At 40.4% G+C, this 15,607-nt stretch carries 13 protein-coding genes and 7 tRNA genes; 1 reads left to right on the forward strand and 19 read right to left on the reverse strand.

The annotated features are described in order from the left end of the window. Positions 1–332 precede the first annotated feature (332 nt). The 18 genes from AAEU29_RS04565 to AAEU29_RS04650 form a co-directional block, all read right to left on the reverse strand. A tRNA-Ser gene (locus tag AAEU29_RS04565) sits at positions 333–422 on the reverse strand. Between the two features lie 105 nt (positions 423–527). Next, positions 528–1,586, reverse strand: coding sequence for a quinolinate synthase NadA (nadA, locus tag AAEU29_RS04570; RefSeq protein WP_274762976.1), 1,059 nt, complete (start codon positions 1,584–1,586; stop codon positions 528–530). 125 nt (positions 1,587–1,711) lie between these two features. After that, a tRNA-Lys gene (locus AAEU29_RS04575) sits at positions 1,712–1,787 on the reverse strand. A 163-nt stretch (positions 1,788–1,950) separates the two neighbouring features. Continuing rightward, positions 1,951–2,026, reverse strand: a tRNA-Lys gene (locus tag AAEU29_RS04580). Between the two features lie 41 nt (positions 2,027–2,067). Next, positions 2,068–2,143: transfer RNA gene (locus AAEU29_RS04585), tRNA-Lys, on the reverse strand. 22 nt (positions 2,144–2,165) lie between these two features. Beyond that, positions 2,166–2,241 (reverse strand) — tRNA-Lys (locus AAEU29_RS04590). Positions 2,242–2,264: 23 nt separating this feature from the next. Then, a tRNA-Lys gene (locus AAEU29_RS04595) sits at positions 2,265–2,340 on the reverse strand. 42 nt (positions 2,341–2,382) lie between these two features. Continuing rightward, positions 2,383–2,458: transfer RNA gene (locus AAEU29_RS04600), tRNA-Lys, on the reverse strand. A 209-nt stretch (positions 2,459–2,667) separates the two neighbouring features. Beyond that, on the reverse strand, positions 2,668–3,429 hold the full coding sequence (ybgF, locus tag AAEU29_RS04605) for a tol-pal system protein YbgF (RefSeq protein WP_421972300.1): 762 nt from the start codon (positions 3,427–3,429) through the stop codon (positions 2,668–2,670). A gap of 16 nt (positions 3,430–3,445) precedes the next feature. Beyond that, a complete protein-coding gene (pal, locus tag AAEU29_RS04610) occupies positions 3,446–3,973 on the reverse strand; it encodes a peptidoglycan-associated lipoprotein Pal (protein ID WP_274763611.1) in 528 nt (175 codons plus the stop codon). 38 nt (positions 3,974–4,011) lie between these two features. Continuing rightward, a complete protein-coding gene (gene tolB, locus AAEU29_RS04615) occupies positions 4,012–5,367 on the reverse strand; it encodes a Tol-Pal system beta propeller repeat protein TolB (RefSeq protein ID WP_421972255.1) in 1,356 nt (451 codons plus the stop codon). 8 nt (positions 5,368–5,375) lie between these two features. Next, positions 5,376–6,263 (reverse strand): cell envelope integrity protein TolA, encoded by an 888-nt coding sequence (gene tolA / locus AAEU29_RS04620; RefSeq protein WP_421972256.1) that lies wholly within the window; start codon positions 6,261–6,263, stop codon positions 5,376–5,378. A gap of 2 nt (positions 6,264–6,265) precedes the next feature. Further along, on the reverse strand, positions 6,266–6,691 hold the full coding sequence (gene tolR, locus AAEU29_RS04625; RefSeq protein ID WP_421972257.1) for a protein TolR: 426 nt from the start codon (positions 6,689–6,691) through the stop codon (positions 6,266–6,268). Further along, on the reverse strand, positions 6,691–7,377 hold the full coding sequence (tolQ, locus tag AAEU29_RS04630; RefSeq protein WP_421972258.1) for a protein TolQ: 687 nt from the start codon (positions 7,375–7,377) through the stop codon (positions 6,691–6,693). The genes tolR and tolQ overlap by 1 nt, the downstream gene beginning before the upstream one ends. Positions 7,378–8,218: 841 nt before the next feature. Then, a complete protein-coding gene (gene ruvB, locus AAEU29_RS04635) occupies positions 8,219–9,226 on the reverse strand; it encodes a Holliday junction branch migration DNA helicase RuvB (protein WP_421972259.1) in 1,008 nt (335 codons plus the stop codon). A gap of 1 nt (position 9,227) precedes the next feature. After that, positions 9,228–9,845 (reverse strand): Holliday junction branch migration protein RuvA, encoded by a 618-nt coding sequence (ruvA, locus tag AAEU29_RS04640; protein ID WP_421972260.1) that lies wholly within the window; start codon positions 9,843–9,845, stop codon positions 9,228–9,230. Beyond that, on the reverse strand, positions 9,842–10,366 hold the full coding sequence (gene ruvC / locus AAEU29_RS04645; RefSeq protein WP_421972261.1) for a crossover junction endodeoxyribonuclease RuvC: 525 nt from the start codon (positions 10,364–10,366) through the stop codon (positions 9,842–9,844). Before ruvC ends, ruvA begins: the two co-directional genes overlap by 4 nt. 114 nt (positions 10,367–10,480) lie before the next feature. Beyond that, a complete protein-coding gene (locus AAEU29_RS04650) occupies positions 10,481–11,569 on the reverse strand; it encodes a DUF418 domain-containing protein (protein ID WP_421972262.1) in 1,089 nt (362 codons plus the stop codon). A 271-nt stretch (positions 11,570–11,840) separates the two neighbouring features. Here AAEU29_RS04650 and AAEU29_RS04655 point away from each other — a divergent pair, with 271 nt between their 5' ends. Continuing rightward, complete coding sequence (locus tag AAEU29_RS04655; RefSeq protein ID WP_421972263.1) at positions 11,841–13,688, forward strand: methyl-accepting chemotaxis protein; 1,848 nt, start codon at positions 11,841–11,843, stop codon at positions 13,686–13,688. Between the two features lie 67 nt (positions 13,689–13,755). On the opposite strand, the gene aspS is transcribed toward AAEU29_RS04655, so the two are convergent. Continuing rightward, the gene (gene aspS, locus AAEU29_RS04660; protein ID WP_421972264.1) at positions 13,756–15,528 is read right to left on the reverse strand and encodes an aspartate--tRNA ligase; all 1,773 of its coding nucleotides are present in this window, start codon (positions 15,526–15,528) and stop codon (positions 13,756–13,758) included. Positions 15,529–15,607 lie beyond the last annotated feature (79 nt).

Raw genomic sequence — 15,607 nt, forward strand, 5'->3', positions numbered from 1 at the left:
ATCCATGAATTTACCCGCTTCGCGGCGCCTTCGCGATTCAAATTATTCCCGATAATTTGTCGAAACCAAATAGAGGGTCTCACCCAGCCTAAAAACTGCGGGCATAAAAAAACGCCTGAGCATAACTCAAGCGTTTTCTTTAAATCTAGAATGGCGGAGAGGGAGGGATAAACTTAAATACATCCTTGTATTTACCCGCTTAGCGGCGCCTTCGCGGTTCAAATTATTCCCGATAATTTGTCGAAACCAAATAGAGGGTCTCACCCAGCCTAAAAACTGCGGGCATAAAAAAACGCCTGAGCATAACTCAAGCGTTTTCTTTAAATCTAGAATGGCGGAGAGGGAGGGATTCGAACCCTCGATAGGGGTTAACCTATACACGAGTTCCAGTCGTGCGCCTTCGGCCACTCAGCCACCTCTCCGCAAAACATTGCGCTTCGCAATGTGGGGCGTATCTTATGCAATGCATTGATTGTTAGCAAGTACTTTTTAGAACACTGAATGTGAGCGACTAAAATTACAACAAATTAAGTATTGTTTGTAGTTGCCAACTTTAACGATGCCGAAAAGTCTAACATGCGATTAAGCGAACGTAGTGCGCCTTCACGCAGTTCCATATCTACAAATACTTCTTTGCCACTTGCATCTAGTAACGCTTCTTCAATCGCTTTAAGGCCATTCATTGCCATCCACGGGCAATGTGCACAGCTGCGACAAGTTGCGCCTTCACCTTGAGTAGGAGCTTCAAAGAACTCTTTTTCAGGGCACAATTGCTGCATTTTATAAAAAATACCGCGATCGGTTGCCACGATGAACTTTTGGTTGTCCATCTCTTGCGCTGCTTTAATAAGCTGGCTCGTTGAACCTACTGCATCAGCAAGATCAACAATTTCTGCTGGTGACTCTGGGTGTACAAGTACTGCCGCGTCAGGGTGCAGAGCTTTCATGTCTTTAAGTGCTTTGGTTTTGAACTCATCGTGAACAATACATGCGCCATTCCACATGATCATGTCAGCACCAGTTTGCTTTTGAATGTAAGAACCTAAATGCTTATCTGGGCCCCAAATAATTTTATCGCCCTGCTCATCGAGGTGTTCAACTATTTCAAGTGCACAGCTTGAGGTAACAATCCAGTCTGCACGTGCTTTTACTGCTGTTGATGTATTAGCGTAAACCACTACTTTACGATCAGGGTGCTGATCACAAAACGCTGAGAATTCATCAATTGGGCAACCCACATCAAGTGAACACGTTGCTTCTAGGGTTGGCATCACAACTGTTTTTTCAGGTGTTAAAATTTTGGCTGTTTCACCCATAAAACGTACACCAGCAACAACAATCGTTTTTGCTGAATGTTTACTACCAAAACGCGCCATCTCTAACGAGTCAGCAACACAACCACCGGTTTCTTCTGCCAGTGCTTGGATTTCCGGATCGGTATAGTAGTGTGCAACTAATACCGCATCCTTTTCTTTTAAAAGCGATTTGATACGTTCTTTATAAGCCAGTTTTTCATCATCTGATAATGGTGCTGGCTTTGGAGGAAAGATGTAATCCTCTGGCATAATTTGTTCAGCTAAGCTCATTTCTCTCGACCGTGAAATGCTATGGGAAATTGCCGCGCATTATACTGAAAATGGTAGGTGAATAACAGTTTCGTATTTGATTTTTAAAATTGAATTTGCTGAAGATGATTTGAAATTTTAGGAAATGGTGGGTCATGATGGACTTGAACCATCGACCAATGGATTAAAAGTCCACTGCTCTACCAACTGAGCTAATGACCCGCTCTGAGTGTAAGTGCCATTAATACGTCCTGTAGGGATATTCCGGCTCGTCGTCCTGACTCGCGTTTAACTAACTGCGAAACTTCGTTTCGGTTTAGTATCACCCAACTGAGCTAATGACCCGCTCATAGATGCGTACGCTTAAAATAGAAAGATCTGTGAATGGTGGGTCATGATGGACTTGAACCATCGACCAATGGATTAAAAGTCCACTGCTCTACCAACTGAGCTAATGACCCGCTCATAGATGCATTACGCATAAAATAGAAAGTTCTTTGAATGGTGGGTCATGATGGACTTGAACCATCGACCAATGGATTAAAAGTCCACTGCTCTACCAACTGAGCTAATGACCCGCTCAAAGAGAAGGCTTAGAAATGGTGGGTCATGATGGACTTGAACCATCGACCAATGGATTAAAAGTCCACTGCTCTACCAACTGAGCTAATGACCCGCTCTAAGCAAGTGCATTTCGAATGGTGGGTCATGATGGACTTGAACCATCGACCAATGGATTAAAAGTCCACTGCTCTACCAACTGAGCTAATGACCCGCTCAATTCCCAAAGGGAAATACTCGAAGTGCAAAATCTGAATGGTGGGTCATGATGGACTTGAACCATCGACCAATGGATTAAAAGTCCACTGCTCTACCAACTGAGCTAATGACCCAATCAGATTTTTTGCGCAGCGTTTTTGTCTTTCGTAACAAGCGGCTGCGGGCGCTTATAATACTTATTTAAAAAATGAGTGCAACCTAAAATTACAGTTTTTTTAAGTTTTATGACTCAGTTGGCTAATTTTATACCAACATCTTAAGATTAGCCTAATAAGTGATTATGTTTTCACTTTTCATTTACAAAAAATGAATCTGGCGAGTCTTAATTAAGACTCGCTAGTTTTTCAACCGCTAATTTTGCTGGGGTTGAATCTGGGTATTGTGCAACCAAATCATTTAAGATTTTTTTCGCACGTGCTGTCTCGCCTTCTTTAATGTAGGTCGTTGCCAGCTTTAACATTGCATCTGAGCGCTTATTTGAATCTGGAAAGCCATTTACTAAGCTCTCAAAGTGCGAAAGTGCGCCTTTACTATCATTTTTAATCGTCAGCAATTGCCCTAACCAATAATGCGCATTTGGTACATATACTGATTCTGGGTAATTTTCTAAGAACGATTTAAATTCTGGGATAGCCGCATCATAGCGCTTATCTTGCATAATTAATTGCACAGCACGGTCATAAGCATCATTTTCATTTAAATTGCTGCTCATTGTACCAGCGGTGCTATTTGTTAGGGTGTCAGTAACAGGCGTTGTCGCTGTGAGACTGCTTGAAACTCGCGTTTCAATTTCTTGGTATAACTCACGTTGACGCTGTAATACTTTTTCTAACTGGTAGCCCTGCTCTTCAGTAATGCCACGTAACTGGCTAACTTCTTCTTGCAGAGATTCTAATTGCTGTTGCAGCTGTAAAAACTGCACATTTCTGTTTGCAACCATGCGTTCCAAAGTTTGTAAGCGAGTTTCAAATGCCGTGGACGACATACTTGAGCTTGCACCTACCTCAGAAACAGGAGCGGGAGCAGCCAATAACTGACTGCTCCCGCTAAGTAACATGGTTGCCAAAATAACTTTCGGCTTAATCATATTAACTTCTATATTAGTATACTAAAACTGCGCGACGGTTTTTCGCGAAAGCATCTTCAGTACGAGTCTTAACCATTGGCTTTTCCTCGCCGTAGCTAACTACTGAGATTTGGCTTTCAGCAACACCTAGGCTTTGTAGGTATTTAGCAACTGCTTGACCACGACGCTCACCTAGTGCGATGTTGTACTCTGGTGTACCGCGCTCATCAGCGTGGCCTTCAACAAGTACTTTTACACTTGGGTTCTTAACTAAAAAATCAGCGTGTGCTTGAAGTAACTCAACATAATCACTACGTACTGTTGATTTGTCAAAGTCGAAGTATACGATTTGCTCTTGGCGAAGTGCTTCGTATTTTTCAGCAAGAATTTCTTCTGGTGTTTTTTCTTTAACAACAGTTTCAACTTGTACTGTTTCTTCTTGACCTTGGTTGCTTTGGTTCGCAGATGTATCTTCTTCTACAGTTGAAGAAGAGCTACAAGCAGCTAACGTCATTACAGGCACTGCAATGAGTAGGCTCTTTAGTAGTTTGTTAAGTTGCATTGAGTTGATTCCTTTTTTAAAAGTCTAACCTGTAATCTTTACAAAAATGGCGACCACGCAGGTGCCTTAACTTCACCTTCCGCGACAGGAAGGCGAGCTTTAAACCGTCCATCCATTGATACCAATGCAAGGACCTGTTTATTATTATGTAACGTACTATAGATAATCATTGAGCCATTAGGCGCAATGCTTGGCGATTCGTCTAAACGAGTGCGTGTTAACACGCTAAAGTCACCTGATTTTAAATCTTTTTTAGCAATATGGTATCGACCTAATGTGCGATTTACCATAACTAAGTTGTTACCATCAGGTGTGATTGAACCCGCTAAATTCATATCACCATCAAAAGTAAGTCTTCTTTTCTTACCAGTTGCTAAATTTACGCTATAAATCTGAGCATTACCAGCCCTTTCCGACGTAAATACAATTTCTTTACCATTTGGATGCCAGCTTGGTTCAGTGTCGATACTTCTATGTCTGGTAATACGACGAGATTTCTTTGTTTTCAAGTCTAAAACGTATACCTCAGTGGCACCATTTTTGTCTTTTGACAGCACCATTGCTAGCTGAGTGCCATCTGGTGAAAACTTAGGTGCGCCATTAATGCCTTTGTATGCAGTTAAACGTTCACGCTTGCCTGTATAAATGTCTTGAATATAGATTTGGCTTTGACGATTCTCAAACGTCACATACGCTAATTTAGTACCATCAGGTGACCATGTTGGTGACATAAGTGGTTCTTTAGAACGTAATAATGTTTGCTCGTTATAACCATCATAATCAGCAATGACTAATTGGTAAGGACGGTCTTCATTTTCACGCACGATTACATACGCAATCTTAGTTAAGAACGCACCACGTTCACCTGTTAGCGCTTCATATACCACATCACTTATGCGGTGGCCATAACGACGAAAGCTATCGCTACCAATCACCGTTTGGCGCGCATCTAAAATATGATCTTCCGAATTAACTAAACGCCCTTTACTTAATATTTTGGTATCGCCGCCCGTGATTTGACCGCGAATAACATCGATTAGTTGATAACTCACTAAGTAGCGCGCCCCCATCTGCTCAGTAATGGTGCCCACTAAAATGGCTTCAACACCTTCAGACACCCATGCGCTGTAATCAACTTCTGTATCATTACTTGGGCGCTGCGGCATATTAATTGGCGCGACCGGATTAAAACGGCCACTGCGACGTAAATCCGCAGCAATTACATCAGTAATTTCATTTGGTGCTTCACCTGTACCGTTATATTTAAATGGCACGATCCCAATTGGGCGCGCTGAATCCACACCTTCGGTAATTACAATTTCAAGAGCGGCATTCGCTGCAGTACTAACCAAAAGTACGGCGGCAAAAGCCCATTTTTGCAATGCGCTAATCATGTTATCCCTTAAATATCTGGTTGAATGGTTAAATTAATATTTTTCAGCTGCTCAAACACAGCTTTATCTTTGGATACAGGTAATGTATCTGCACGGCGAACCGCACGAATTGTTGCTTCACATACTTGCTTATCGCCGCTTAGGGCTTCCACTTGGGTAACTAAGCCATTAAATGCAAGACGTAAATTCAAACGACACTCTTTACCCTTCATATTGTCGTCTAATAATAAGTTTTGCTGGATCTTTGCGGTAATTAGCGCAGTGTATTTTTCCACCTCAGAAAGTACTTGTGCTTGTTTTGCGCGACTGCGTGCTGCAGCTTCAGCAGCCAATTGCTCTTGCATCATTTTTTCAGCGAGTGCTTTTTGACGTGCCGCTTCTGCATCGGCTTTGCGTTTTGCTTCCGCTTTTTTCAGTTTCTCTTCTTCAGCTTTACGTTTTTTCGCTAATTCTTCAGCTTTCTTTTTCGCATCAGCGGCTTTCTTCTGCTCAGCTTGTTGCTTTTTCTTAGCTTCACGTGCAGCTGCTTCTGCCTTTTTCTTTTCTTTCTCTTTGCGAATACGCTCTTTTTCTAATTTAGCGATACGTCTAGATTCTTCTTCACGTTTCTTTTTCGCATTGGCAGCACGGCGTTCTAAATCACGAATACGTTTAGCTTCGGCTGCTTTTTTGTCCGCTTCTTTCTTTTTAAGCTCATTGATACGCTTTTCAACTGCTTTAGTATCAACGGATACCGCCTTAACAGCTTTTTGCTCTGGTTTATTTGGTGCATTGAGTGTTACTTCCATCACCTGTGGCTTTGACGGTTTTAGTAACCCACCAATAACAAAAGCCACAATAATTGCAAGGTGCAGCAATGCAGATTTGATAAGAGCCGATTTAAGGTCGTTCTTCATAATTACTGCTCAAATGACTCCGTCATTAATCCAACCGACGGTACGCCCGCTCTTTTAAGAAAGTCCATTAGCAGCAGTACTTCTTGGTAAGTTACCTTACCGTCTCCTTTTAACATCACCGGCGTTTTAGGGTCTTTATCTAACGCAAGTTTTACTTGAGCGGCAATATCAACCGCTTCCATCGGTGCTTCAGGATCAATACCAATGCTTGCATAATAATTCCCATCGGCATCAATCGATACCACGATTGGAGGAGTTTCTGTCGCTTCGACAAGTTCAGACTCTTCCATTTTAGGTAAATCGACATTTACGCCATGGGTAATTACCGCGGCAGTTGCCATGAAAATAATAAGCAATACCAACATGACATCAATGTATGGAACAACGTTGATTTCGGCGACGGGGCGACGTTTCTTACGTTGATACATTATTTAGCATCCACATTTGCCACAGCTTGACGATGAAGAATATTAGAGAATTCTTCCATAAAATTACCGTAAGATGATTCTACTTTTTCAACTGTGTGAGAAAAACGGTTAAATGCAATAACTGCAGGAATAGCTGCAAATAAGCCCATAGCGGTTGCAATAAGTGCTTCAGCAATACCAGGCGCTACCATTTGTAGGGTAGCTTGCTTTACTGAGCCAAGTGCAATAAAGGCAGTCATAATACCCCATACCGTACCGAATAAGCCGATATATGGACTGATTGAGCCAACTGTCGCTAAAAACGACAAACTTGATTCTAATTTTTCTATTTCTCTAGAGAGCGTTACTCGCATCGCTCGGTGTGTGCCCTCTAAGATTGAACCTGGCGACGCATGATTATTTTTGGCAAGTCGCGCGTACTCTTTAAAACCTGCTGTAAACATAGCTTCAAGACCATCAACCTCATTACGTGCAGATAGCTCTGCGTAAAGCTTACTTAAATCAACACCCGACCAAAATTTATCTTCAAATTTTTTAGCATTTGCTTTTGCAGCAGTGAGCGCCTTACGGCGTTGAATGATCATAGCCCATGAAAAAATAGACATTAATACTAATGTCAGCATCACCAGTTGCACCACAAAACTAGCTTTAAGTATTAAGTCAAAAATTGAGATTTCGGTGGCCACTGCTCACTCCTGAAATTGTTGATAGTCAAGGGTTAGTTCGCTTGATGCTTTGAAAGTTCCCTCACAGCATTAGATTTAGTTTAACCATACTAATACATGCATACAATGGCTATGCCATAAGATTTGCATTAACTGAACAAAAAAAACGCAAAGATTCAGTTTCCCCTACTAAATGATGACTTTTTACTAAATAAAACTTAAACAAATCCAGCGTTTACTCAATTTCAGTGCATAAATAGGCAAAACTTACAAAAATAGGTGTCACTAAAACAATAAAACTTATAGAGCAATTATCAGGCAATTTAATTTTTTTTGTTTAAATACAAAACCATATAAGTTTACAAAAAATTAACTGGTGATTATCCGCACAACATTAACTTTTTTGACATTAGTTTTTTTAATCTGAAAAAATAATTTTTCTAGTTTGATGAAAATTTCATTCATGCGTAATATACATCCTGTAAACACGAGGACACGCACCCAATTGGTGCCAACCCTAGTTTCATATACACAGTGATTACTGATTTGTCATTGTGTAGCATTGTTAAAATGCGTTCCCTGGATTACTTCCTTCAACTTGTTGTTTGCCCGCTCCCTAGCGGGCTTTTTTTTGCCTAAAATTTACCGAAACTTGTTTCAATTTATTAATCTTTTGATCATTCTCGCGAGTTAAATGACCCATAAACTGCGTTTGAAAATTCTTCAGTAGAACAACTACATGTCGAATTATAAGCCTTGTTGCTGAACCATTTCTCTGTCGCAATAAATGTTCCGCTAGTTAATGTAATTGGTATAAAACAACAAAAAAGGCCGCTAAGCGGCCTTTTGTAGATAAATCGTGTTACGCATCTTTTATTGGAAAACCAAAGTGTTTGTAGGCAAACTCTTGGGCTATTCGACCGCGCGGGGTGCGTTGAATAAAACCTTGCTGTATCAAATAAGGCTCTATCACGTCTTCGATGGTTTCGCGCTCTTCACCGATTGCAGCTGCAATGTTATCAAGACCAACAGGGCCGCCCATAAATTTCTCGATAAGACAGAGTAAATATTTTCTGTCCATATAATCAAAGCCACTTTTATCAACATCAACCATGTCAAGTGCGCTGCCAGCAACTTCGGCTGTTACCACACCATCCGCTTTAACTTCGGCATAATCGCGTACACGGCGTAATAATCGATTGGCAATACGAGGAGTGCCTCGCGCACGGCGAGCAACTTCAATTGCCCCTTCTTCTTCCATTTCAAGGGATAAGAAATCTGCTGAGCGCATTACAATATTTGACAAGTCTTCAACTGAGTAAAACTCTAATCGCTGCACAATACCAAATCGATCTCTAAGCGGTGATGTAAGTGAACCTGCTCGGGTTGTGGCTCCCACTAAAGTAAACGGCGGTAAATCTAACTTAATTGAACGCGCAGCTGGCCCTTCACCAATCATAATATCGAGTTGGTAATCTTCCATGGCAGGATAGAGAATTTCCTCAACATGTGGGCTTAAGCGATGTATTTCATCAATAAATAACACATCGTTTTCTTCTAAATTGGTCAGCATTGCTGCCAAATCACCAGCTTTTTCAAGCACTGGGCCCGATGTGGTTTTTATATTTACATCAAGCTCGTTTGCAACAATATTGGCAAGTGTGGTTTTTCCTAAACCCGGCGGACCAAAAATCAATAAATGATCAAGCGCTTCTTCACGTGAACGCGCTGCCTCAATAAAGATTTCCATTTGCTCTTTTACATGAGGTTGACCACGATAATCTGACAGTAGTTTTGGACGAATTGCTCTATCAATTACGTCTTCATTCCCTTTTTTTTCGGGTTCGATTAGTCTATCCGCTTCAATCATTTTACATCATCGCCTTAAGCGCTTCTTTTATAAGAACTTCACTGGTAAGCCCTTGACCTTTGATCGCTTTTACTGCTTTTTCTGCTTGGTTTGCCTTGTAGCCAAGCGCCATTAGTGCAGCAATAGCATCATCTTGCGCATTTCCTTTAATGGTAGGATCTTCCTGCATTTCTAAAATGGCACCATCAGTATACGGTGTAAACAGATCCATGCCCCAGTCTTTTAGCCGATCTTTCATTTCAAGTACTAAGCGCTCAGCAGTCTTTTTACCAACACCAGGCAATTTAACTAAGCTTGTTGCATCTTCGTTATGAACACATGCAACAAATTGCTCTGCAGACATACCCGATAAAATAGCAAGGCCCAGTTTTGGACCAACACCATTTGCTTTTAGTAATTCACGGAACAACGCGCGCTCAGTTTTATTATTAAAGCCAAACAATAATTGTGCATCTTCCCTTACTACAAAATGGGTGTAAACAACTGCTTCTTCACCTTCTTTCGGTAACTTATAAAAGCAGGTCATTGGCATATTCACTTCATAGCCCACACCACTTACTTCTAATAGAATTTCTGGGGGCTGTTTTTCAATTAAGATACCGCGTAATCGCCCTATCATCGTCTTAATCGTCCTCTTACTGTTTTACTTGCTTGGCCTGAGAGCTTTATTAAATGTTGCTGTGAATGACCATGGCATATTGCAATTGCTAATGCATCCGCGGCATCGGCTTGCGGCGTTCCTGGCAATTTTAAAAAACTTTTAACCATGTGTTGCACTTGAGACTTATCCGCGCCACCTGTGCCTACCACAGCTTGTTTAACTTGCCTTGCGGAATATTCGAATACATCTAACGATTGTAAAGAAGCTGCAACTATTGCAGCACCACGTGCCTGACCAAGCTTAAGCGCTGAATCGGGGTTTCTGGCCATAAACACTTGTTCAATCGCAAAACTATCAGGTTGATATTGCTCAATCAGTTGCGTTACACCTTGGAAAATAATTTTTAGGCGTTCAGCCATGGGCTTTTCGCCCATTTTAATACAGCCGCTGCCCAAGTATTCAAACTTCATGCCTTGCTGTTTAATTAAACCGTATCCGGTAAAGCGAGAGCCTGGATCGATACCAAGTATGATTGCCAAAAAGCACCTTCAGCGATTATTTTTATAATTGCTTTATAATGACCAATAACTGTATGGATTACCAGTGTTAATTCGATTATTTAAACTGCTTGCTCATTAAATAACACATCAGAGCTAGCTGCTGTAGGCTTTTCGCCATAGCCATTCAATCGGTCCTACAATAAATAACCTAAAGTAAATAAATGCGAAGGCCAGCTGTACAAACGAAAATACAACACACAAATACAGATAATCCATACGCGTTGCCTGATTTATAAAATCAACGTCGATGTATCTAAAAAATAAAGCAAATACGATAGATTGAAGAATATACAGTGAAAATGCCATGCGTCCTGCGGGAGCAAAAACAACATTGAAAAGCTGAACTTTAGCTACCAGTTTAATAATGATGTGGGCATATAAAAGCGCGCAAAATAAAGCAGATAAAGTCGCTAGTGCCATATTAAGCTCAACAAGTTCTGGAGATGTTACTCTTATAACAGCATCAATAATTGAAAGTATTAGTGTGATAGCAAATGTAAGCGTTAACTGTGTTTTTGTTAATCCTTCACGAAAGAAGTTATCCCGATATAAATAAACACCAAACAGCACAATGCCTGCAGTTACCCAGACAAAACAGACCAAACTGAAAACAAACATAATAGTTGTAAAAACAGCTTGTTGGATAAGCTGTGTACCATAACCAAGTTGCCATTCATTAACTATCTCGTAATACTGCTCGCTGCCTCGGTAAATTGGATCAGTTGGGATCAAGGAGAACACAAACAAAACCGCAAAACCAATCACAAAATAGGCTTTTGCTTTTCTCAATATAACATCTTGGTTATTACCTAATTCTCGATAAACTAAAAAACCTGCAAGAGCATAATTAACTAGAATGTCACCTGAAAATATCAATACGCTGTGAAGCACACCAAAAATTAATAACCATTTGAGGCGACTATGGAGTAGCGGTAACGCATTATCGCGCCCATGTTTGTCATACAAAATTGTCAGCCCCACACCAAATAATAAACAAAACAAAGTGCGAAATCGCCCATCGATAAAGACGGCGTTAATAACATCAATCGCCAAATCACTTATTGGCTGAGTTGGTAAAGGGCTATAACCAACTTCAAATAAAGCGTGGTAATAAATATTCATAAACAAAATGCCAATAACAGCAACACCACGCAAACTATCTAATACAGTAACTCGAGACATAATTCAGATTAAAAAAGCAATTTCAACTCATGTTGTGCCACTGTTCTCCTGCTGTAAAGGCAAGAATGATAAACGGCGTAATAAAGTGATTAGTTTTAATAACAACCTGTTTAACAAGCCATTTTACTTACTTCTTATTTACCTTCGATTTTTTGTATCAATTTTTATTACATTTTTATGGCAATAATTAAAAACCGATCCTAGCCTTATTGATGATTAAGAAATCAACCAAAAGACTGAGTTAATTTCTATTTGTGAATAAGGAGTGTTCATGTCTATTAAACGTTCGTTTATTTCCCTATCCATACTGATTATTTTTGCAATGGCCATTATGGCCAGCTTAATTTGGTATTCAACGAATCAAATGGCTGAACTTGGTAATGAATTAGCACTGAGTAAAGAGCTAAGTAACAATATGTTGATGTTAAGACGCCATGAAAAGGATTTTTTGCTAAGAAAGGATGAAAAATATGTTGATAAGTTTAACCAGCGTATTTCATTAATTAAGCAAAATATTAATGCACTGCATCAAGCGTTAGACACGATCCCTTCGTTAAAAAATCAACTTGCCAACACACATGAATTAATTGAGCAATATGAAACTCAGTTCTTAACTTTAGTGTCTTTAGATAAACGTATTGGCTTGACTAAAGATCAAGGTTTGCGTTTAGCATTTAATCAAGCTGAGGTAAGGCTTAAAGAAGAAGTATTAAATACAGGTGATACCGCAGCTATCAGTTCAATGGTGAGACTAGTATTACTTGAAAATGATTTTCAATCATCACTTGATATTGCTGTAAAAAATCAAGCACAAGAAAAGCTTAGTACAGTAAAAACCTATTTAACTAGCCATACAACGGCTTCGAGTGTCACTTTAACTAATTTTGAAAATGCTGCAGCTAACCTTGCTGATGCCTTAAAGCAACGCGGTCTTTCTGAAGATGATGGTTTACGTGGTGCGCTTCGGGGCAGTATTCACCAAGTTGAATCAACATTAAATGAGTTAACCACAGGTATAAATGGTGAAATTTCCAATACGTTAACGGTCAGTAAAAAACAAGGTGCCATAGTCTCTGGCGCCATTACCGTTGTAATTTCGCTAATTTTACTCTGGCAAACCTATCGTATTATTCATCGCCTACACAGTGCAAATGAAAAAATGGCGGATATTAGCCATGGTAATGGCGATTTAACACAACATATAGAACTAGAAGGTAAAGATGAACTGTCAGATTTTACCGACAGTATCAACGAATTTATCGACACAACTGCAGATATCGTGCGTGAAATTAAACATAAAGGTGAAGCAGTTGAGAAAGGCGCTCATCACTCTGCTGAATTAAGTTTACGGTCGCAATCTGCAATTGAAGACCAAAAAAATAATACCATTGCCGTTAAACAGGCTGTTTCTGAGCTTGTTAAAGCAGTCGAACTCATAGCACAAAGTAGCGTTGAAGTGGAAGCAAGTGTAGAACAAGCTGAGCAAAATATGCGTGAAGGTACCGCTGTAATGAGTCAAACGCATCAAAATATGGCATTACTAAAATCACAAGTTGAATCAACCAGCGGCATTATGAATGAATTAACTTTATCAAGTCGGGATATTGAAGGTGTAACAAGTGTCATTAGTGAGATCACAGAACAAACTAACCTACTTGCCCTTAACGCAGCGATTGAAGCAGCACGAGCAGGTGAAACCGGCAGAGGCTTTGCTGTGGTAGCTGATGAAGTGAGAACATTAGCGAAACGCACACAGCAATCCACTGTTGAAATTGGCAAAATGATAAAAACCTTACAAGACCTCGTTTTGCGCTCAGAACAAGCTATGGAAAAAAGCTTAAATCTAACAAGTGAGATGAATTCATCGCTTGATACAGCAAGACTAAGCATGGATCGTAATAAACAATCGCTTGATGCAATACGCGACAGAGTAATTCAAATCGCAGGCGCCACTCAAGAACAAATGTATACAGTGAAAGAAGTTGAAAGTGCTACTGAAAATATTTCAGTATCTGCCGAGCAGCTGTTTATCGATTCCTGTGAAAACAGTGAAAACTGTCACGCACTTGAAATAGATGCACAAAATATGAAGCATGATGTCGCGCGTTTTACAGTTTAATTTTTCCCTTTGCAAGCAAACAAAAAAGGCGTACTTAACAGTACGCCTTTTTTTAAAAACATATCAATTAAGCGTCTTTTGGCTCAACCGTTACTGCAACACCTAATTCAGCAAGTGCCTCTGGGTTAGCAACACTTGGTGCATTTGTTAATAAACAAGATGCTTGAGTTGTTTTAGGGAATGCAATTACATCACGGATATTTTCAGTACCACAAAGCAGCATTACTAAACGGTCAAGACCAAATGCTAAACCTGCATGTGGTGGTGTACCGTACTTAAGCGCATCAAGTAAGAAGCCAAACTTATCTTCTTGCTCTTTAGCTTCGATACCTAAGATGCGGAATGCCGCTTGTTGCATTTCATTATTATGAATACGTACAGAACCACCGCCTACTTCGTAGCCGTTAAGAACCATATCGTACGCATCTGAAATAGCTGCTGCTGGATTCGCTTCTAACTCTGCAGCTGAAATATCTTTTGGTGCAGTGAATGGGTGGTGAACTGCGTGCAGTGTACCTTCGTCGTCTTCTTCAAACATTGGGAAATCGACAACCCAAAGTGGCGCCCACTTATTTAAGTCTGTGATTTCTAGGTCTAAACCGATTTTCAGACGAAGTGCACCCATCGCTTCGTTTACAACGTTACGCTTATCAGCACCAAATAGAATGATGTCGCCTGATTGCGCATTAGTACGCTCAAGTAATTGGCTAATCACGTCTTCAGTTAGGAATTTAGCAATTGGTGATTGCACACCTTCAACGCCCGCCTCACGGTCGTTAACTTTCATCCACGCTAAGCCTTTCGCACCATAAATGCCAATGAACTTAGTGTAATCATCAAGTTGCTTACGCGATAATTCAGCACCGCCTGGTACAGTTAGTACAGCTACGCGGCCTTTTTCATCATTAGCTGGACCTGAGAATACTTTAAACTCCACGTCTTTAACTAAATCAGCAACGTCAACTAATTCCATTGGGTTACGTAAGTCAGGCTTATCAGAACCAAAACGACGCATCGCATCTGCATAAGACATCGTTGGGAAAGTACCTAAATCAACGTTTAATAGCTCTTGCCACATATCGTGAATTAGCTTTTCTGTCATTGCACGCACTTCATCTGAGCTCATGAATGACGTTTCTAAATCGATTTGAGTGAATTCAGGTTGACGATCAGCACGTAAATCTTCATCTCGGAAACACTTAACGATCTGATAATAACGGTCAAAACCCGACATCATTAACAACTGTTTGAACAGCTGAGGTGACTGAGGTAATGCGTAAAAACTACCATTGTGAACACGGCTTGGCACTAAGTAATCGCGAGCACCTTCAGGTGTTGCTTTAGTTAGTACTGGTGTTTCAATATCTAAGAAACCATTGTCGTCTAAGAAACGACGTACAAACGATGACGCTTTAGCACGTAGCTTAATGCGCTCGCTCATTTCCACACGGCGAAGATCTAAATAGCGATACTTCAAACGCATTTCTTCTGAGTTCTGCTGGTTAAAATCAAGAGGTAATGGCTCAGAACGGTTGATGATCTCTAACCCTTTACCTAAAATTTCCACTTCACCCGTTGCCATATCTTTGTTGATTTGGCTTTCTGGGCGAGCACGTACAATACCAGTTACCTTTACGCAGAATTCATTACGTAATTGGTTTGCAGTGTCCATTAAGCCTTCAACTTCAGGATCAAATACCACTTGCACAACACCTTCACGGTCGCGTAAGTCGATAAAGATTAAGCCACCTAGGTCACGGCGTTTATTGATCCAACCACACAGCTCGACCGTTTGTTCTACGTTTGATTTATTTACTTGTCCGCAATATATAGAGCGCATATCTATCCTGTCCGTAAAAGACTTATCAAATATTCGAGCGCTAAAATGCCCTCGAAATAGTCATCACTAAAAAAATAAA

This window comes from Pseudoalteromonas aquimarina, from assembly GCF_049257255.1.
Taxonomy (GTDB): domain Bacteria; phylum Pseudomonadota; class Gammaproteobacteria; order Enterobacterales; family Alteromonadaceae; genus Pseudoalteromonas.